This window comes from Pontibacter pudoricolor, assembly GCF_010092985.1.
GTDB classification, from domain to species: Bacteria; Bacteroidota; Bacteroidia; order Cytophagales; family Hymenobacteraceae; genus Pontibacter; species Pontibacter pudoricolor.
On sequence record NZ_CP048106.1, the window covers coordinates 1,248,221 to 1,269,257 of the forward strand.

Annotated in this window: 16 protein-coding genes; 3 read left to right on the plus strand and 13 right to left on the minus strand. The window is 45.6% G+C overall.

Annotated elements, in window-relative coordinates; all coding sequences use genetic code 11:
* Positions 1-19: 19 nt before the first annotated feature.
* Positions 20-2,146, minus strand: a complete 2,127-nt coding sequence (gene recQ, locus GSQ66_RS05395) for a DNA helicase RecQ (protein ID WP_162426524.1) — start codon at positions 2,144-2,146, stop codon at positions 20-22.
* Positions 2,147-2,304: 158 nt separating this feature from the next.
* Between recQ and GSQ66_RS05400 the strand changes: the two genes are divergently transcribed.
* The gene (locus tag GSQ66_RS05400) at positions 2,305-2,637 is read left to right on the plus strand and encodes a four-helix bundle copper-binding protein (protein ID WP_162426525.1); all 333 of its coding nucleotides are present in this window, start codon (positions 2,305-2,307) and stop codon (positions 2,635-2,637) included.
* A gap of 66 nt (positions 2,638-2,703) precedes the next feature.
* Here GSQ66_RS05400 and GSQ66_RS05405 read toward each other — a convergent pair whose 3' ends face one another.
* The 11 genes from GSQ66_RS05405 to GSQ66_RS05455 all read right to left on the minus strand — a co-directional run bounded on the left by GSQ66_RS05405 (position 2,704) and on the right by GSQ66_RS05455 (position 15,452).
* Complete coding sequence (locus GSQ66_RS05405) at positions 2,704-3,036, minus strand: phage holin family protein (RefSeq protein ID WP_162426526.1); 333 nt, start codon at positions 3,034-3,036, stop codon at positions 2,704-2,706.
* Between the two features lie 67 nt (positions 3,037-3,103).
* Positions 3,104-4,198 (minus strand): agmatinase family protein, encoded by a 1,095-nt coding sequence (locus tag GSQ66_RS05410; protein WP_162426527.1) that lies wholly within the window; start codon positions 4,196-4,198, stop codon positions 3,104-3,106.
* The gene (gene speE, locus GSQ66_RS05415; protein WP_162426528.1) at positions 4,170-5,498 is read right to left on the minus strand and encodes a polyamine aminopropyltransferase; all 1,329 of its coding nucleotides are present in this window, start codon (positions 5,496-5,498) and stop codon (positions 4,170-4,172) included. Before speE ends, GSQ66_RS05410 begins: the two co-directional genes overlap by 29 nt.
* A 375-nt stretch (positions 5,499-5,873) precedes the next feature.
* A complete protein-coding gene (locus tag GSQ66_RS05420; RefSeq protein WP_238395826.1) occupies positions 5,874-6,518 on the minus strand; it encodes a chemotaxis protein CheC in 645 nt (214 codons plus the stop codon).
* A 4-nt stretch (positions 6,519-6,522) separates the two neighbouring features.
* The gene (locus GSQ66_RS05425; RefSeq protein WP_162426529.1) at positions 6,523-8,184 is read right to left on the minus strand and encodes a chemotaxis protein CheA; all 1,662 of its coding nucleotides are present in this window, start codon (positions 8,182-8,184) and stop codon (positions 6,523-6,525) included.
* Complete coding sequence (locus GSQ66_RS05430; RefSeq protein ID WP_162426530.1) at positions 8,181-9,293, minus strand: chemotaxis protein CheB; 1,113 nt, start codon at positions 9,291-9,293, stop codon at positions 8,181-8,183. Before GSQ66_RS05430 ends, GSQ66_RS05425 begins: the two co-directional genes overlap by 4 nt.
* Positions 9,294-9,331: 38 nt before the next feature.
* Positions 9,332-9,697, minus strand: coding sequence for a response regulator (locus GSQ66_RS05435; protein ID WP_162426531.1), 366 nt, complete (start codon positions 9,695-9,697; stop codon positions 9,332-9,334).
* A gap of 28 nt (positions 9,698-9,725) precedes the next feature.
* Positions 9,726-10,292 carry a chemotaxis protein CheW gene (locus tag GSQ66_RS05440; RefSeq protein WP_162426532.1) on the minus strand — a complete coding sequence of 189 codons (567 nt, stop codon included), beginning with the start codon at positions 10,290-10,292 and terminating at the stop codon, positions 9,726-9,728.
* A 6-nt stretch (positions 10,293-10,298) separates the two neighbouring features.
* Positions 10,299-13,955, minus strand: a complete 3,657-nt coding sequence (locus GSQ66_RS05445) for a HAMP domain-containing protein (protein WP_238395827.1) — start codon at positions 13,953-13,955, stop codon at positions 10,299-10,301.
* 170 nt (positions 13,956-14,125) lie between these two features.
* Positions 14,126-14,872 (minus strand): ParA family protein, encoded by a 747-nt coding sequence (locus tag GSQ66_RS05450; protein WP_162426534.1) that lies wholly within the window; start codon positions 14,870-14,872, stop codon positions 14,126-14,128.
* 85 nt (positions 14,873-14,957) lie between these two features.
* Positions 14,958-15,452: a SixA phosphatase family protein gene (locus GSQ66_RS05455; protein WP_162426535.1), complete on the minus strand. Its 495-nt coding sequence runs from the start codon at positions 15,450-15,452 to the stop codon at positions 14,958-14,960.
* Between the two features lie 169 nt (positions 15,453-15,621).
* On the opposite strand from GSQ66_RS05455, the gene topA reads away from it, so the two are divergent.
* Positions 15,622-18,042, plus strand: coding sequence for a type I DNA topoisomerase (gene topA / locus GSQ66_RS05460; protein ID WP_162426536.1), 2,421 nt, complete (start codon positions 15,622-15,624; stop codon positions 18,040-18,042).
* A gap of 668 nt (positions 18,043-18,710) precedes the next feature.
* On the opposite strand, the gene GSQ66_RS05465 is transcribed toward topA, so the two are convergent.
* Positions 18,711-19,802: a glycosyltransferase family 61 protein gene (locus tag GSQ66_RS05465; RefSeq protein WP_162426537.1), complete on the minus strand. Its 1,092-nt coding sequence runs from the start codon at positions 19,800-19,802 to the stop codon at positions 18,711-18,713.
* A gap of 187 nt (positions 19,803-19,989) precedes the next feature.
* Between GSQ66_RS05465 and pseB the strand changes: the two genes are divergently transcribed.
* A complete protein-coding gene (pseB, locus tag GSQ66_RS05470; protein WP_162426538.1) occupies positions 19,990-21,009 on the plus strand; it encodes a UDP-N-acetylglucosamine 4,6-dehydratase (inverting) in 1,020 nt (339 codons plus the stop codon).
* Positions 21,010-21,037: the final 28 nt, after the last annotated feature.

Sequence of the window (21,037 nt, forward strand, 5' to 3'; positions counted from 1 at the left end):
TTTTATAGTTGCTGTTATACTATACAGTTACTTTAAACAAGGCGATGGACAAGCGTATTTTATAGTACTCATACTGCTCGCCCAGTGCCTCGTATAAGTCTTTTAATTTAGCTTCCGGCCCGAGTTTAGCAATTGCTTTACTAATTTCCTGGTACTCTTTCTTGCTTACAAACTTATGCAGGTCAACTTCATAGCCTTGTTCATAAAGTGTGGCCAGGTGCGAATAAATTGTGACCGGGTTCAGGTTACGCTGGCGGGCAATTTGTTCCGGGTTATTCCCAAGCTTATAAGCTTCGTAAGTAACCAAATGAGTAGCGCCTTTTACTTTGTTGCCTTTCTCCTGCTCATCGGTCATAAAGTTAATAATCTCGTTTACAAAGTCGTACCCATAGCGTTCGTACTTTAAAGCTCCCACACCAGAAATTGACAACATGGAAATACGGTTCGTAGGCCTCTCGGCAGCCATTTCCTGTAAGGTAGCATCGGTAAATATAACGTATGGTGGTACGCCAAATTCATCGGCCATCTTCTTACGTAACGCTCTTAGGCGCTCAAACAAGGCATCCTGTATAACTTCTTTCTTTGGCCTGGCTTTTCTTGTCTCCTCTACCGGCTGTTTTACTTCATCAAACTTAACCAGCTGCACTTTACGGCCTTCAAATAAAACCTGGCGGCTTTGCTCTGTCAACTTCAGGCTATAGTTCTGGTCGTAGGCAAGTTCAATTAATCCGGCATTCAGCATCTGGTGGAGGTAACGCTGCCAGTCCATCGTATTTACTTCGCGCCCGGCGCCGTAGGTCTTTATTTTATCGTAGCCGCTTTCTACTACCTGTGCATTCCGGGAACCGCGCAGCACATCAATCAGCAAGCCCATATTTACCTGCTCCTGGGTGCGGGCAATGGCCGAAAGCGCCTTCTGAACAAGTAAAGTACCATCAAAAGAAACAGGCGGGTTACGGCAAATATCACAGTTACCACAGTCCTTTTTCATTGTTTCGCCAAAGTACTGCAGCAGTATGCGGCGACGACAAATCGTGGCTTCAGCATATTGTTGCATCCGGTCCAGTTTTACCAGTTGTAGTTCGGTTTGCTTCTCGTTGCCTTCCATCAGCATGCTGCGCATACTCATTACATCGGCATAACTATAAAACAGCAACGCATCAGACTTTGCCCCGTCACGACCGGCTCGGCCAATTTCCTGGTAATAGCCTTCTATGTTTTTAGGAAGATTATAGTGTATCACCCACCGCACATTCGATTTATCAATCCCCATCCCGAAGGCCACGGTAGCGCACACGATCTGCACGTCGTCTTTCAGAAAGTTTTCCTGAGCTTTGGCACGCAGCTGCGCATTCATGCCGGCATGGTAACAGGTGGCCTTAAAACCGTTCTTTTTAAGTTTGTCAGCTATGGCTTCTGTGCCTTTGCGGCTAAGGCAGTAAATGATACCGGGCTGCCCATGATGCCTTTCTAGGAACTCTGTGATCTTATTGAAACGGTCGCGGCCCGGCTTTACCATCAGGTTGATGTTGGGCCTGTCGAAAGAGGCTATAAAAACCTGCGGATCGCGAAGGCACAACTGTTCCTGTATATCTTTTTGCGTAAGCCTGTCGGCCGTGGCGGTAAGTGCCACCATCGGGGTCTGCGGGAATTGCTGCTTCAGTACTTTTAGCTGCGTATACTCCGGACGGAAATCGTGTCCCCACGCTGAGATACAGTGCGCTTCATCTACAGCAAAAAGGGATATCTGAATCCTTCTCAGGAAAGAGGTAAAACCGGAAGAAAGTAATTTCTCAGGAGAAACATAAAGTAACTTCAGTTCACCGGAAAGGCAGGCATTTTCCACCTGGTATTGCTGGTCTGCAGAAAGCGAACTGTTCAGAAAAGCAGCTTTTATCCCGTTCTCCAGCAAGGCTTCTACCTGGTCTTTCATCAGGGCAATAAGCGGGGAAATGACCACACACAAGCCCGGCATAACTACAGCTGGCACCTGGTAACAAACAGACTTACCGCCGCCTGTCGGCATCAGTACCACAACATCTTCTTTATTCAGAATGCGGGCAATTATCTGCTCCTGCATTGGTCTGAAGTTGTCGTACCCAAAGTACAATTTTAACGCCTCACGCGCTTCCCTGATCTCCGTCATATATTATTTTCAGCAACAAACTATAGTTGCCGCCCTCTTACTCCTTACCCAAAGATAAGACTATTTTAAGCAACTGAACAGTGCGGAGCATTCCTAAGTTTCATAACTAACTATAGTTGAGAGCGTAGGCTATGTAAAAGAAACCTAAAAATAAAACTATGAAATCTGAGAGAACAAACAACCTGGAGCATGTGCTCATTAAGTGTATTACTGCCTGCGAAACCTGTGCTACTATGTGTCTGCAGGAAGATGATGTAAAAATGATGGTACGCTGTATTATGCTGGACCGCGACTGTGCGGACATCTGTACCCTGACTGCCCGATTCGTAGCCCGAAACTCTGACCATGCCAAGCATGTGATGAAGGAATGTATTGAAATTTGCCGTGCCTGCGCGGAAGAATGCGGCAAACACGATCATGAACACTGCCAGAAATGCGCTGAGGCCTGCCGCGAATGTGCGGATGCCTGCACCCAGTGGATGAATGGCTAAACTATAAATAAAAAGCGGGGCCGGTTTAATTACCGGCCCCGCTTTTTTTAAGAACTATAAACTATACTAGAATATCATATCCAGGATAGCGTTAATTACGGATAGTACAAGGCTGAATATCAATGCCCACAGGAATCCATCGACAGTAAAACCGGCTATCAGGTAATCAGCGAGCAAAATGATAAGCGCATTAATTACCAGCAGGAAAAGCCCTAAGGTTAGTATAGTTACCGGTATAGTTAAGATAACAAGTATCGGTCTGACTATAGCATTTAGCAGGGCCAGCACAACAGCCAGTATGAGCGCCGTCAGAAATGAATCGATGTGAACGCCTGGCAAAATATACGAAGCGAGCACTACCGCTACACCAGTAATTAATAGTTTAATAATGAGTCCCATAGTTATAGCTTTAGATATATAGCAAAGGTATATTATTAAACGTATTACGCAGCCGGCACTATAAAGATTAAAACTCAGCTTTAAGTTTTCCCTGCGAAGCCGCCATCCAGTTACAGATCTTGTAAAGCAGGCGCGCACCTACGTTACCATTCCATTCTGTATCTCCCGGAGCTACTTCGTTCAGGTCGCAGGCTATTATTTCACGTCCGGATTTTACCAGTTGCTTGATCAGGTAAACTGCTTCCTCAAACTCCAGACCACCCGGAACAGGCGTACCCGTACCCGGGCACAGCTTCGGATCAAGGGCATCAATATCAAAGCTCAGGTACACTTTCTGAGGCAGCTGCGCGATGATCTTTTTACACTCTTTTTTCCAGCTGTCGCCGGCGTACATATTTTCTTTCAGCACAGCATCATAGAAAATGGTAATACGGCCATTCGATTGCTCTGCCATTTCTGCTTCGGCCTGGCAAAGATCGCGGATACCCACCTGCACCAGTTTTTTAACCTGCGGCACCTGCAGCGCATTGTACATAATAGACGCATGCGAATACTTAAAACCTTCGTAAGCTACGCGCAGATCGGCGTGTGCATCCAGCTGCAGTATTCCAAACTCCTCATGTCTTTCGGCCAGGGCATGTATCATACCGAGCGGTGTACTATGGTCGCCGCCAAGTACGCAAACGGCTTTGCCCTGATCCAGGTAACCAAGTGCTTTCTGCTTCAGCCATTGCAATAGCTCCTCTCCTTTTGCGGTTACCTCAGCCGGAACATTTTCCAGTTCAGCCGCATCAGTTTCAGGTTGGCCTTCTTCCAGCCAGGTAATGTATTTCTCCGCTTTCTCACGCAGTTCATTACTCACGTTATGCCACTCTTCCGATATCTCTTCCATGGCAATACCGGCCTTCCAGGCATCTTTTATGGCTGGTTCAAAAAGGTCTATCTGTGGCGAAGCATCCAGAATAGCCTGCGGTCCATCGGCAGTTCCGGCACTGTACGATACTGTTACCTCCCATGGTACTGGAATAACAATAACTTCGGCTTCATCTACAGTAAATGGCAGGCCAAAAAGACCGGCATTTATATCGCCGACTCCATTCGGGTCGAAGCTGGCAATTTTATCTGCTTTGCTGTTAAGCGGTTGGTTCGGCTGAGTACTCATTGGTTACCTGACCTGGTTTAGCGTTTAAAAGTTCTTTTACAAAATTCGGAAGCGCAAAGGCAGCCTTATGAATATCTTCGTTATAGTATTTCAATCCTTGGTCAACAGAGAAACCGGCAGCAGCATTTACATCAAACTGAAGCGGGTGCGCATTGCCTTTAGAGCAATAAGAGAAGCTCCAGGTACCTGTAGGATATGTCGGGATAGCTGCCAGGTAACAATGTACTTTCTCCTTACCGAATATCTGCTTGTACGTATCGTAGATCTCAACAAACACACCGCTGTTAAAGCGCGGCGATTCGCTTTGTGTGATCATAATGCCATCTTTTGTAAGGCAACGGTACACTTCCTGGTAAAATTCAGCCGTAAACAAGCCTTCACCTGGACCAACCGGGTCTGCAGAGTCAACTATAATTAAGTCGTAGCGCTCGTTTTCACACTCTTTAATGTATTTGATGCCGTCCTCAACCAACAGGTTAAGTCTTGGGTTATCGAAAGCGACCGCCGTTTCAGGTAAGTGTAGTTTGCAGGCTTCAATTACCAGCTCATCTATCTCTACAAGGGTAACTTCTTCCAGCTGACCGTAGCGCAGCAGTTCGCGAACTGTACCGCCATCGCCGCCACCAATAACCAGTGCTCTTTTTGCTTTCGGATGGCTGAACATCGGAACGTGCGTTATCATTTCGTGATACACATATTCGTCTTTCTGCGTGCACATCACCATACCATCCAGGGTAAGCAGGTTGCCGTAAGCAAATGTTTCGAAAACTTCTACACGCTGGTACGGAGAATCTTTTTTGTATAGTTGGTTTCCTGAGTGCTTCAGCGAAAGGGCAATGTTCTCATCGCGCTCCGTAAACCAAACATCGCGGGTTATAGTACCAATTTTTTCTTCGGGCTTTGCAGATACATCCCGCAACGACTCCAGGTTAAAATCCATGCGCTTCAGCAGGTCCAGCTGGCCGCGACGGCACTCCATAGCAGAACCATGGCTCGCCTTAAATGCATCTTTCAGGTAGTTATAAGATACCCAAGGGTCAACCGAATCGCCACAGGTAAAAAGGTCTACAGCTGCATAACCGTATTCCGGCCATGTATGAATTGCCAGGTGACTTTCCTGAATCACGACCACACCAGAAACTCCGTATGGCGAGAAGTGGTGAAATGTACTGTTAATTACGGTTGCTCCGGCAGTTTCGGCTGCAGCTACCATGCTGTTCTCGATATGAACTACGTCGTTCATCAGTTCAGGAGAACAGTTGTAAAATTCTACCAGGATATGTCTTCCTAATGCGTTCATTAATTGCGTGTAAGAGTTGTAAAAAGTATTGAACCGGCAAAAAAACGAAAACTATGGCTATAATCAAATGTACAGCAAACAGCTTATCGTATACTTAGTTGGCATACAATAAGTTAACGATAGGAATAGCAGCAAATAAAATTAATGGAGGTAGCCGCCCAGTTTATAGTTTGAGCAAGAGCAATATTTTTAAGAAGAAAAGGTAAACTATAGTTGCCGGCCACTACCAAACTATAGCAATGAAATTTTGGAGTCCGCGAGCAACCAAACTATAGCACACCTATAGTTTGTGCAACTATAGCAATAGCTGTTTTAAGCTTATTATCAGTAACTATGGGAAAAATGATCTGTAGTAATCGGGTATATAAATTCAGGTTATAGTGGTGTTTTACTGTCCATATCAAATGTACGGATGATCTCAAGTATTTTCAGGAAAGTACCTGTATCGAAGAACAACAACAGCGGTAACTCTACGCTTTTAAAGTTATGCGTAAACTTGGTAATTACTGTGAAGACCAATGGCTGAAACAAAGGGTGCTGTACCAGTATATCTTTTAACGAATCGGCAATATGGCTCTTTGGTGCTTTGGGAGGAGATCCATAGATATTAGATTTCAGAATATTTGCCAGCTGCGTTACCAGCGCCCCGGTAATAATATTGCTTATTTCCAGCAGCAGAGACTCCTGCATGGCGTTCACTTCATTCTTCTGAATCTCCACCATGCTCAGGCAAACCTCCGATAAACGCTTGATATGGTCATCAGAGAACAGCATCAGGGTTGCGCCGTTAAAATCGCCTTTTATATCAGACTGAATGATAAAATGCGTGCTCTCGTACCTGGAAACCAGGTTAAGAAGATCTTTCACCTCTATCAGCTGTATATCAGGTACTTTAAGCAGCACCTTATCTTTAGCGATGGCAGCAAAAGAGTCTGCTGCACGCGCCAGGCCTATATTAAGGATTTCCTTAATTATATCTCGCTCCAGTTCTGTTACGTGAGGTTCTGTTATGTTCGTCATGCTACTAATTGGTTTGCTCGCCTGCCATTACTTGTCTTCTGCTGATGAAATAGCGCGTTACCGCCGGTACATCCAACACCAGGCAAACTTTTCCAGAACCGAGTAATGTTACGCCACCGTACAGATCAACGGCATCCAGTGGTTTGCTCAGCGGCTTTACCACAATATCCTGTTGCCTGTATAGTTTGTCTACAATTAATCCCAGTTTTCTGTTGTTGTAAGATACGATTATAATATTCTGTACCAGGCCTTTCAGCCTGGTCTTATCACCAAGGTTAATTTCCTGTTCTTTTACATTCAGGAGTTCATGCAGGTAAACAACTGTTATGGTCTCACCAAAAATATCAGCAACCATAACGCCTCCTACCTCATGCAAATCATCCGTGTCCAGTGCCACTACCTGCTCGGTATGTATAAGCGGAATGGCATAAAAAATCTCGTCTACCTCAAAAAGCAAAGCGCCCTTTACGGCAATAGATGTTGGAAGCTGCAAAATGAAAGAAGTACCTTTCCCCCTCTCCGATTCTATCCTGATCCTGCCGCCGATAGAATCTACAGCATTCTTAACCACATCCAGCCCAACGCCACGACCCGAGAACTCTGTTACCTCTTTTGCCAGCGAAAAGCCCGGCTCGAAAAGATAAGACAGTGCTTCGGTATCAGAAAGATGCTCAACTGCGCCGGCAGGCAGCAACTGCCGCTCAACTATAGCTTTACGAACCTGGTTCAGATCAATGCCTTTCCCATCGTCTGATAACTGTATCAGCACGTTTTCACGGTCGTTACGGGCAACCAGTGATAAGTTGCCATTCCGAGGCTTATTCTTTTTAAGCCGGTTTTCCGGTTTTTCAATACCATGTGTAATGGCATTTCGCACCAGGTGCAGCAAAGAGTCTGTAATGATCTGAAGAATGTTCCTGTCAATCTGTATATCATGACCTGACATGGTAAGATCCACGCTCTTCTTTTCCGCAGTGGCGATATCGCGTACTATACGCGGAAATTTATTAAAGAGCGAACCAATACTTACCAGGCGCGCATCCATAATACTATACTGCAGGTCTTCGGTTATACGGTTCAGATGCGAACTTACACTCTTCAGCTCATCATTCCCAAGCTCACGGCTAATAGAAACGATACGATCGCGGTCTATAACAAGCTCACCAACAAGGTTTAGTAAATGATCCAGCTTTTTTATCTGGATATAAACCAGCTCAGACAGCGAAAGGTTTTTAGAGGTATTATAGCGTTGTACTTTTGCCAGCTCTATCGTGCTATCTGATAAATTATCAACTATAATATCAAGGTTGCGCAGCAGTACAGGGTCAGGTTCTCCATAACTTTCGTTATCAATATTATGAATCAGCTCGCCCAGCAGGTCTATCCCTTCAAAAAGAACAGTCACAACTTCATCGCTGAAACTTAGCTCTTTGTTGCGGATAAGACTGAACGCCGTCTCAAGCTTATGCGATACATCCGAGATCTTCAGGTACCCGATAGCCTTGGCATTCGCTTTCAGGTTATGCAGAAAACGGAATATCTCCGCCAGGATCTGATCGTCCTGCGGTCGTTTTTCCAGATCGCTGATATGCCTGTTCAGAGCATCAAAATACTCCAGCGCTTCTGCAATAAATATTTCCTTATATTCCTGTTCTCTCGATTTCATAAAGTGTCGTCGGCTACGCCAACGGTGTTTATACCTGCCACATAACTGTTAATGAAATGTGGTATATCAGACAATGGCAGCACATGGTGCGAAATACCACTGTCAATTACTGACTTGGCCATCCCGAAAATAGCGGAAGAAGCTTCGTCCTGGGCTACTACCGTACCGCCCCTTTTATGTATAGTTGTCGCGCCTATAGTTCCATCTTTTCCCATTCCGGTTAAAACGATACCTAGCACCTGTTTTATATTACTGTTTGCTACCGATTGCATCAGCAGGTCTACAGAAGGCCGGTCGTACGAATTTGCAAGCTCATCTGTAAAGCTTATTTTATAGTTCTTCGTATTCCCGATTATCGGCTGAATGACCATATTGCGCCCGCCTGGCGCAACTATAAGTTTATTTGGTTTTAAAAGCAGTCCCTGCCTGCCTTCCGTTACCGTAAGTTTGGTATGCCCCTGCAGCCGCTCCGTAAGCGATTTTGTAAACCCTGCCGGTAAATGCACCGCTACCAGTATAGTTGCCTGCAAATTATCTGCTAGTTCTTTTACAATTTGCTCTATAGCCTGCGTACCGCCCGTAGAAGCCCCGATAACTATAACTTTCTCCACTAAAGGTTTTGCCACACGTGGTTTCGCCTTTTCAGTTTCAACCTGTTGTGTCAGGTGCTCCAGCATTTGCTGCACATCCCAGTTTATAGTATCTTTTACTGCTTTTACCTTATGTATCAGCTCCGGTGCTATAGTTCTGAAATCAGGATACTTTTTATGTTCAGGTTTCAGAACGATGGCAAAAACGCCAAGTGCAGTAGTTTCCTGTATCAGTTCAAGCGTAAGCTGTTCACGTTTCACCATCAGAATGATGGGCGTAGGCGCCTCACTAAAAATGCGCTTAAAGGTGAAAAGCCGGTTGTTCTTTGGTAGATCATAATTAACAAGAATCACGTGTGGTTCCTGTTTTTTAAGACACTTCAACAGTTCATCCCCGTCAGCAGCAAGCCCGGCCACATAAATCTCCACCTCTTCGCTCAGGATTGATTCCAACACCAGCCGTGTATGACTTGACTGGTCTGCAATCAAAACCTTGATCCCCTTTGCCGACTTCAGCATATAAAAATTGGTACTAAATCAGAATAAAGAAACTATACTTATTCTTCCTTCAATGCCTGGCTTACTACTTCCAGTACCTTTTCTTCTGAGAATGGCTTCACGATATATGATAATGCACCATACTCCAGCGCCTCATTTACTATAACTTCCTGACCTACAGCACTTACAATGATAACTTTCATATCCGGCTGCTCTGCCTTAATTCCTTTCAGCACGTCCAGCCCGGTATTATCCGGAAGGATCACGTCAAGGGTTATAAGGTCTGGCTTTGTTTCCCTGGATAGTTCCAGCGCAGTTTGCCCGTTAGGAGCTTCGCCTACTATTTCGTAGCCGGCGTCGGTCAGCATGTTCTTTAACATGGTGCGCATGTAGAAAGAATCATCTACAATCAGTATTCTTTTCATAATTTGTGAAGTTGCTTCTTAGTATTTCTTAGTTTGATAACTGCTTTATTTCATCGCCGGATAGTATCTTGTACATATCCAGCACTATAATCAGCCGGTTATCTACTTTCGCTATACCCTCAATATAGTTTTCCTGTACAGCGATGTCCTGTAAAAAGGACGGTGTCTTATCCATTTTGGAAACAGTAAGATTCAGCGATTGCGGCACTTCTTTTACCACTACACCAATGCTATATTCTCTTGCTTCGATAACTAGTGTATAAGAAGAATGGCTGGCAGGAGCTGTTGTATCCGGCCGAATACCGAAGCGCTCCTCGAGGTCCATAATAGCTATGATATCTCCACGGATGTTGGCAACACCTTTTACAAAATCGGGTGTGCGTGGCATGCGGGTTATAGTTGGCGTTACAGTTACCTCTTTTACCTGCTCTATTTTTATTCCATAGAACTCAGCTCCAAGTTTAAAAACAATCAGGTGCAGCAGCGGCTCGTTCGTTTTAACTTTTGCTGACTCTTCTTTACCGTTTCCGGAAACAGCTGATACCTCTTCAGGCGTTTCAGGTGCTTCCGTGGTTTTACCTTTCTTAGTCGGCATAATCAATTAGTTGTTGCTCATTCTGTTGCTTCTGCCGGTTGCCTGTGTTCTGGCCGGTGTACGTTTCATAGAACCATTCCCTACAGGTATAGAAGCTAAACGAGATGGCTTGCTATGGTTAAAGATGATGTTACCATCAATAAGTTTGAAGGCAGAGATACTGATCTGCAGGTCAGCCGCAATGTCGTTCAGGTTCTGAGAAGATGAAGTCAGTTCCTGCATCGAAGTTGAAAGCTGCTTGGCTGTGCTCGCTACCTGCTGCGTACCAGATGCTGTCTGTTCCGCAATGGCAACCACTTCCTCCACATACTTCACAACGTCTCCGATAGATGATTTCTGAACTTCCGTTGCTGTTAGGATATCCTGCGCTGTACGAAGCGTTTCACCACTCGATGCCGCAATGTTCTTAAAGGCGCTGGATGCTTCGAACGTTGCATTCTTTCCTTTCAATACACGGCCTTCCATGGTCGAGATCGCAGTTGCTGCTGAGGCTGTATCCTTCTTCACGTCTTCTACAAGCGTCGCGATCTCACTTGCAGACTTACGTGATCCTTCCGCCAGTTTTCTGATCTCTTCAGCTACCACCGCAAAACCTCGTCCTGCTTCACCTGCTCTGGCTGCCTCAATAGCAGCGTTTAGTGCAAGCAAGTTAGTCTGAGCGGCAATGTCGGTGATTACACCAAGTGACTTCGATATTTCCTGAGAGCGAGTGCTCAATACTTCAATTGTTTTAGCTGTTAGTGCCGCAGAGCTGGAGATCTCTTCCATGTTCTTTACCACTTCCGCCACTGTTTTCAGACCGATCTGAGAGCTTTCCTCACCAAGTAATGCCGTTTTGTTCACTACTTCAGCACGGTTAGCAGTCTCTTTGGTACCTTTCATGATCTCTTCGATCAGTTTAAAGGCCTGGTCAGTTTTTAACGCCTGGTTCTGCGCACCTTCCGCCATCTGCTGCATTGCCAGAGCCACATCCAGTGTAACCTTGTTCATATCCAGCCCTTTGATAGCCATTTCTTCAGAAGAAGTACCTACTACAAGCGAAGAATCGTTGATCTCTCCAAGTAGCGCATTCAGGTTATCTACCGCAAGGTTCAGTGCATTTGCCATATCCAAGATATCACCTGCAGTCTGAATTTCAGCTTTCTGGGTAAGATCACCCTCAGAGATGGCACGAACTACGCGGGACACTTCCAGTACCGGCGTAACTATAGATTCTAACAGATCATTCAGTGTATCAACCAGTTCTTTCCAGCTGCCACCCACACCCTTCAGTGTAGCGCGTTCTGTAAGCTTGCCTTCCACACCTGCAACTCTTGCCACACGAGATACCTCGCCAGCCAGTCTGTTAAGGTCAATCACCATAGTGTTGATCGTTTCGGCAAGTTCTGCTACTTCACCACGTGCTTCCAGGCTCAATTTCTGGGTAAGGTCACCTTTCGATACTGCTGTTACTACTTTTACAATGCCACGTACCTGTGTTGTAAGGTTCGATGCCATCGTGTTTACGTTATCGGTAAGCTCCTTCCAGGTACCACCTACGTTCGGCACTACTGCCTGACCGCCCAGTTTACCTTCTGTACCCACTTCAAGGGCCACACGGGTTACCTCACCGGCAAATATGTTCAGGGAGTCCACCATCTGGTTGATGTTCTCTTTCAGCAAGAGCATCTCTCCTTTTACATCCACTGTAATTTTCTGGGTAAGGTCACCTTTCGCAACTGCTGTAGAAACGTTTGCAATGTCTCGTACCTGCAGGGTAAGGTTGGCAGCCATCGAGTTCACATGGTCTGTAAGGTCTTTCCAAACACCTGCCACATTCGGCACTATAGCTTGTCCGCCCAGTTTTCCTTCCGTACCCACTTCACGTGCCACACGGGTTACCTCGTCAGCAAAGATGTTCAGCGAGTCCACCATCTGGTTCATGTTACCTTTCAGGTCAGCAAGTTCGCCTTTAACATTAACCGTGATTTTCTGGCTCAGGTCACCTTTCGCCACCGCGGTCGCCACATTTGCAATGTCACGTACCTGGCTGGTAAGGTTGCTGGCCATGTAGTTTACGTTGTCGGTCAGGTCTTTCCATACACCACCAACGTTCGGTACATTTGCCTGGCCACCCAGTATACCTTCAGTACCTACCTCACGTGCCACACGCGATACTTCCGCGCCAAACACATTCAGTCGGTCCACCATTTCATTCAATATATCCTTCAGGTCGCCCAGCTCACCTTTCACATCCACAGATACTTTCTGAGTTAAGTCGCCCTTCGCAACCGCGGTTGCTACGTTTGCGATATCGCGTACCTGCAGTGTTAAGTTAGAAGCCATCAGGTTTACATTTTCAGTAAGCTCCTTCCAGGTTCCTTCTACTTTTGGCACATTCGCCTGGCCACCCAGTTTACCTTCTGTACCTACCTCGCGGGCAACACGGGTTACCTCACCGGCAAAGATATTCAGGGAGTCCACCATCTGGTTGATGTTCTCTTTCAGATCGGCCATCTCACCGCGAACGTTTACTGTGATCTTCTGCTTCAGATCACCTCTACCAACAGCGGTAGAAACGTTGGCAATGTCACGAACCTGAGAAGTCAGGTTCGAGGCCATGGTATTTACGTTGTCTGTTAGTTCTTTCCAAACACCACCAACATTAGGCACTTTCGCTTGGCCTCCCAGTTTACCCTCGGTACCCACTTCACGTGCCACACGGGTTACCTCGTCAGCAAAGATGTTCAGGGAGTCCACCATCTGGTTTACGTTGTCTTTCAGCTGGGCAATTTCACCCCGCGAGGCAACGGAAACTTTCTGGGTAAGGTCACCTTTCGCAACCGCTGTAGATACGTTGGCAATATCTCGTACCTGAAGGGTCAGGTTGGCCGCCATGGTATTTACATTGTCGGTCAGGTCTTTCCATACACCCGCTACGTTTGGTACCGATGCCTGGCCACCAAGTTTACCTTCGGTACCCACTTCAAGCGCCACACGGGTTACCTCACCGGCAAACAGGTTCAGGTTGTCGATGGTACGGTTAATCGTTTCCGCCATCACCTTAAAGTCACCTGACACCGGAATCTGGAATGTTTCGTCCAGGTTACCGCGCGAGATATTCTTTAGTACTTTACCCACCTCTAGTACCGGTACCGCAATTGAATCCACAAGACCGTTGATGTTGTTGATCATATCTTTCCAGAAACCGGAAGCGTTTTCGGCAGAAGCACGGGCTTTCAGGTTACCCTCCACACCCGCTACTTTAGAGATACGTGACACCTCGCCACCCACACCACCGATCATCTCCACCATCGAGTTGTAGGCTTCTGCTATCTCGGCAAAAATGTCGTTGTTCTGTTTGGTAAGTCGCACCGAGATATCACCCTTTTTAAAGGCATCGAGTGCGTATAGTACCTTATTTAATTGTTCATTTATATAATCCGGGTTCTGCAGCAGGCTTTCGTCTGTAATCAGGAATTCTTTGCCATTTGCTGGTTTGCCAGGCAAGGAAATTCTATCAGGGTCTGAAGGTTTGTCTGCCTTTGCAGCATTCAGTGTTGCTGTTGCATCGGGTGTATCTGCAACCGCCGTCGAAGAAGCTTTTTTACTACGCTCGGCTTTTGGTGCCGGTGTAGTTGCTGTGCTGCCTTCCACGTCACTGATGAGTTTGTCTTTACTCAACTTCAAGTTTTTACCTAAGGCCATATATGTTTTGTTGAATTGCTTTTTGTATAGTACTGAAAAGGCAGTAAATACCTTTAATACATCCTGTTCTCATTACTGAAGAAAAATGTAGGACATGCAATTTACTTAAATAAATCGGATCGTTCAAATGCAGTTGTAACAGTTGTTTACCTGGATATAAATTCATCGGCAAGCGCCATGTAATCTTTTGCACCATTGGATGTTGCGTCGTAGTCTATGATGCTCCTACCAAACGAAGGTGCTTCGGCAAGTTTAACATTCAGACGTATGTTCTGTTTAAAAATGTACTCTTTTATATTCTGCTGCAGGTAATCCAGTACTTCCTGGCTCAGCTTTCTGCGCATATCAAACATCACAACTACGATCCCTTTTATTTTAAGTTTCGGGTTAAACGCTTTTTTTATTTTCCCGACCGTATTTAAAATCTGATCAAGCCCCTGCAGGGTCAGCACTTCCATCTGTAATGGTATCAATACCTCGCTTGAAGCTGTTAGTGCATTAAGTGTTAAAACTGACAAAGATGGCGGGCAATCTATAAGAATATAGTCAAAGCCTTTCAGGTCTTTGAGCATCGTCTGGAGGAACTTCTCACGCTCAGGCTGCGACACCAGCGAAATTTCCACATCAACCAATTCGTTAGATCCCGGTGCAATCCATAAACCATCCTTTTCAATCAGCACATCCTGCAAAGTAGCATTTCCTAAAAAAGCATCGGCCAGGGTGGCTTTGGGCTCAGTTACCGCTAATGAGTAAGAAAGATTGCCCTGCGGGTCCAGGTCGAGTAGTAAAACACGTTTGCCCAGCTTACTTAAAGCGCTTCCTAAATTTATAGTTGTTGTGGTTTTACCTGTGCCGCCCTTCTGGTTTATGACGGCTACCGTGGTTGTTGCCATTGGTTTTTTTGTTGTAGTCTCACAGCTATAGTTAACTGCAGCACTAATCTAAGTATAAAATAAGTTTAAGTCCAAATAGCGTTTTTTATATAATCTCTGAAAAACTATCCGCAGCAACAGAACCGGAAGTAATAAAGATATCCTGCCAATGCGTCAGATCTATAGTTATAGTTACAGCCTGGCCTGGCTCCAGATACCCTATATTCTTGTTTACCAGGTTTCTGGCCATCTGTGTAAGGGCCGGGTTATGCGAAACTATAAGTACTTTAGCTATAGAATCCGGGAGCTGGCTTATCGCTTTAAGCAATTGTGCTTCTTTAGGATTATATATTTCCGGGTCGTAGGTAATTTTATCAGGATCGAAGTACAGCCGGTTAGCTATGATCTGGGCAGTTGCGCTGGCACGCCGGGCCGGGCTTGCGACTATAGCATCTACTTTCTGATACTTTTCCCGTACCCATTTGCCGGTTTCATTTGCCTTCCGTATACCCTCAGGTGTAAGCTCGCGCTCAAAATCGGGTTGTAAAGGGTAAGGGTCGTAAGTTTCTGCATGTCGGCAGATAAGTACATATCGCTGCATAAATTTTGCAAATGTGGGCGTATAACTGCTTAAAGTAAATAAATGCTTGTTTTTATAAAGGTAATTTAAGCACTATTAAACCTATGTTATATGCCAGAGGTTGTAAAAGTCAGAAAAAAAACATGAACTTTGGGCAAAATTGAGCTCCGACCGGTTGTAACTATAAAGGATGATAAAAAACTTAGTCATAGTAGAGTCGCCTGCCAAGGCCAAAACGATAGAAGGGTATTTAGGGAAGGATTTCGTGGTAAAGTCGAGTTTCGGCCATGTACGCGATTTACCTAAAGACAACAACGCTATCGATATAGAAAATGGATTTAAGCCCACTTATGTTATCAGTAGCGACAAAAAAGAGGTAGTTGCTCAACTCCGGAAACTGGCGAAAGAAGCCGATACCGTATGGCTGGCATCGGATGATGACCGCGAAGGAGAAGCCATTTCGTGGCACCTGACCGAAGCCCTGAACCTGAACGATTCTAAAATACGCCGCATCGTTTTCCGGGAGATCACCAAAAACGCTATTCTGAACGCGATCAATTCGCCAAGAAGTATAGACATGGACCTGGTAAACGCACAGCAGGCCCGCCGTATCCTGGACCGCCTGGTTGGTTTTGAGCTTTCTCCTGTTCTCTGGAAAAAGATCAAGACCGGTTTATCTGCTGGACGTGTGCAGTCTGTGGCTGTGCGTTTAGTTGTTGAGCGCGAGCGTGAGATCGAGAAATTTAAATCAGAAGCCTCCTTCAGAATTTCAGCCTCGTTTGATGTGCAGGGCAAAACACTGGAAGCTGAACTGCCTACCAAATACAAAACCGAAGAAGAAGCGCAGGCCTTTTTAGAGAAGTGCATTGGCGCTAACTATACCATTGAGAACCTGGAGAAAAAGCCGCTGAAGCGTAGCCCAGCTCCTCCGTTTACCACATCTACCTTACAGCAGGAAGCCAGCCGTAAGCTATATTTTTCGGTAGCACAAACCATGACGGTAGCACAGCGCCTGTACGAAGCCGGTAAGATTTCTTACATGCGTACAGACTCCGTTAATTTATCGGAAGAAGCCATAATTGGTGCTTCTAATGCTATTCAGAACTCTTTTGGGGAGAATTATGTAAAGACACGTCGCTTTAAAACAAAATCAGCATCCGCACAGGAAGCGCACGAAGCTATTCGTCCGACTGATTTTTCGCAGATGACGGCAAGCAGCGACCGCAATGAGCAGCGTTTGTACGAGCTTATCTGGAAACGCGCCATCGCCTCGCAAATGGCCGACGCTGAAATTGAAAAGACAACCGCAACTATAGGTATTTCGACCCAGCCGGATAAACTGATCGCTACCGGTGAGGTTATTAAATTTGAAGGTTTCCTGAAAGTTTACATCGAGTCGAAGGACGATGATGAGGCTACGGATGATGACGTGAAAGGCATGCTCCCTCCTATTTCTGTGGGACAAACTATAAGCCTGCGCCAGATGCTGGCTACACAACGCTATAGCCGTCCGGCCGCCCGTTATACGGAAGCCAGCCTGGTTAAGAAACTGGAAGAAATGGGCATCGGACGTCCTTCAACTTACGCTCCAACCATCTCAACTATACAAAAGCGTGGTTATGTAGAAAAAGACAGCCGCGAAGGAAAAGAAAGGCCATACCGCGTACTTACCTTAAAGCAGGACCAGTTAAGTGCTCAAACCAAAACCGAAATAACCGGTGCTGAGAAGGCCAAACTTTTCCCGACGGATATGGCGATGGTAGTGAATGACTTCCTGGTTGAGCACTTCCCGACTGTTATCGACTATTCGTTTACAGCCAAAGTAGAAGCTGAATTTGATGAGATAGCGCAGGGTAATGAAGAGTGGAAAACGATGCTTGATAAGTTCTATGGTAAATTCCATGCACGTATCGAGTCCAGTGAAAGTATAGACCGTGCCGCCGTGTCGGGTGCCCGGGAACTTGGTATTGACCCTGTATCGGGTGAGAAATTAATTGCTAAGCTTGGTCGTTTCGGGCCGTATGTGCAGCTAGGCGAAGAGGACACTGAAACAGGAAAAAAACCGGTATACGCCAGTCTGCGCAAAGGTCAGTTCCTGGAAAGTATAACGATAGAGGATGCGTTAGAGCTCTTTAAACTGCCGCGTATAGTTGGCATGTATGAGGACAAGGAAATGAAGGCTGCCATAGGCCGTTTTGGTCCCTATATCAGCCACAACAGCAAATTTTACTCGCTGCCGAAAAACCTCGACCCGATGCTGGTAACGCCGGAGGAAGCTATTGAACTGATTGAACAAAAGCGTAAAGCTGAAGCTGAAAAGCTGATCAAGTCGTTTGACGAAAACCCGGATGTACAAATATTAAACGGTCGCTATGGTCCTTATATAGTGGTTGGTAAGAAGAATGTAAAGATCCCGAAAGGCAAAGAACCTCTGGAATTAACTTTACAGGAATGTTTAGACCTGGCAGAAGCTACACCTGAGAAAAAAGGTAAAGGCGGTTTTAAGAAAAAGACAGAAACTGCTGAGAAGAAACCAGCTGCTAAAAAGGCTCCGGCTAAAAAGACTGCTGCTAAACCAAAAGCTGCTGCTAAGCCGAAGGCGAAGAAGTAAACTATAGTTTATAATTAGAAATTGAGAAGCGCAGCGAGTTTATACTCGTTGCGCTTTTTGTTTAGTATTTTGTCATTTCGATGTCAGGAGAAATCTGGGTTCTATAGTTTGTTATAGTTGCAACTTTAGCCAAGCCTTTTCTTCTATAGCTGCTTCTAATCCTGGGAGCTTTACTTACCTATAGTTCTATAGTTGGCCTTGGTGCCCTCACGACCGGGAGGCCCCGTCTTTGGGTATCGCGCGGTGTACATTTCTTTTGTTCGTTCCTCACAATACCTTCGGTACCAGAAATCTACAAGGCGCTCAACCCAAAGACTGAGAAGCTTATCATAGTTACTAGTATCTATAGTTTGAAACGATAAGCTCCGAGTTTTATCGTGGTTGTAATTCGGTAGGGACAGGTGAACCTGCCCTCATCATGGACTGTAACTATAGAACTATAGTTTAGGGAATTGGGAAAGACAGAAGTGTCCCTTTGAGGAGACTACGGGGGTGTAATACCGGAACTATAGAACGACACCTCTAACTATAGTAAAAGCCGTAAAAGCTCCCCGCCTTATACAAGGAGGGGATAAAGGGGTGGTTGGACTACGCTAACTATAAAACTACACCTCAAACTATAGCAATAGCCCCAACTTATCCACCTAAAAACAAGAAAGGGAACAACTCTATAACCTCCTCAACCACTCCTCTACCAGCTGCACATCTATACTATAGTTTTCAGATACATCACCCATCGAGCCAACTATAGCACTATAGTTAAATCCTAAACCCTTGCTTAATAGAAAATAATGTGTCTTTACCAGATTGGCCGGATGAAACTCCAACACCCTGCAATGTTCAGCGAACAACAGGTTTGTTAACCCGGCACCGTGCGGGGCAATTACGGCTTCGGTATTATAAAAGAGCTGCACCTGTTGCTGGTAACTCAGTTCTTCGGCCCTGATACTCTCAAAGCCATAGCTGGCAAGCCAAGGCAACAGCTGTTCTTCGTTTAGCACACGGCGGGTTTTAGCCTTGGCCCGGCTAATATAAATACGCTTTTTGGGGCTGGTCTTCTCCACCTTATAACCTTCCCATATCTTACTTCGGAGCCAGTTACTCACTGGCTGAGGCAGGTAGCCGCTTTGCGCATTCGAGACAAAAGATGGAAGTAAAAACTGCTCAGTCTCCCACTTCTCGTGCTTGCCGATATATACCACCTGCACGTTTGGGTGCAACTGAAGTAAGAACTGCAATGTTTCGTGCTGGTATTTAGGCAGATCACGACGCATGATGATCTTTATAGGCTCGGCTATAGTTTGTAGCACATTGTATAAGCGAGGCAGGCAATCGAAGAACCAGTGATAGTTATTGTTTCCGGCCCAGGGTAAATGGAGAACCGATGTATAAAGCCCTTTTTTATAAGTTGGTATAAGAAGCGCAGGCGTTTTAAAAGCAGGTGATTTGGCCAGTCGGCTCACATCAAAAACCGATTCCACTACTACTTTACCGTGCTGCACTACAGCTCCCGAATTACCTAAAATTACGGTGTGGTACAGCTTTATAAGGTATTGCTCCTTTTGCCTGTAGCCTAAACTATAATCCAGACTATAGTTAAAACTGGCAGCCGACTTCTCCAGGAAACACCTCTCCTCTTCGTTAAAAGACAAAACCTGCGCTGGTGCCAGCACCTGTTTAGAAGGATGATGCAGTACCGAAGTATAACGGAAATAATAACCGGCCGAATGAAGTAGTTTAAACAGTAGCTTTTTTATCATGAGGGCAAAACTATCCCCCGAAAGTACGAATTATAGTTTATAGTTAAGAAACCGCTCTAGCGGTTAATTTGCCAACAACTGGTAATTAAACCATCCAACAATTAATCCAATCAAAGATTAAATATTTAACTTGCACCTTGTGTCGGGTGACCAAAACGCGCCCGGTGTATTAAGCAAAAAATGAAGCATGGCATTAGACCTCAATAATAAGTCTATATTGATAACGGGCGGCACAGGCTCGTTTGGAAAAAAATTCGTGGAAATGGTTTACGCCCGTTTTCCGGATGTGAAACGGCTGGTGATCTACTCGCGCGATGAGCTGAAGCAGTTCGAGATGTCGCAGACCTTTCCGCACAGCAAATACAAATCTATCCGCTATTTTATTGGCGATGTACGGGATGGCGAACGCTTTAAGCGTGCCTGCGAAGGCATCGATATCATCATTCATGCTGCTGCCATGAAACAGGTGCCTGCCGCCGAATACAACCCGATGGAGTGCATCAAAACCAACGTACTGGGTGCTGAAAACATCATAAACGCAGCCCTTGATTGCGGCGTGAAAGATGTAGTTGCCCTGTCAACAGACAAAGCAGCTGCTCCAATCAACCTGTATGGCGCAACAAAACTATGCTCTGATAAACTTTTTGTTGCTGCCAATAACATGAAAGGCAAACGCGACATTAAATTCTCAGTGGTGCGCTATGGTAACGTAATCGGGTCCCGTGGCTCGGTGGTGCCGTTCTTTTTGAAGAAGCGCGAGGAAGGCGTGCTACCGATTACACACCAGGAAATGACCCGCTTTAATATTTCGTTGGAAGAGGGCGTGGAAATGGTATTTCATGCCCTGGAAACGCATTGGGGTGGTGAGATCTTCGTTCCAAAAATTCCATCTTACGTGATCACTGAACTGGCCAAAGCCATCGGCCCTGATTGTAAACAGGAAATAGTGGGTATTCGTCCGGGCGAAAAGCTTCACGAAGAAATGATTACGGAGACAGACTCCCTGAACACGGTAGAACTGGATAAATATTATGTGATCCTGCCATCTACCCCAACCTGGACAACCGAAGAATTCCTGAAAGCTTTTAATGGTAAAATGGTACCGTTGGGCTTTAAATATAACTCCGGCACCAACGACGAATGGCTGGATGCTGAACAGCTCCGCGAGCAGATCCGTCAGCACGTGGACGCAAGTTTTAATGTGTAATGAATAATGATGAATGACTAATTCTCAT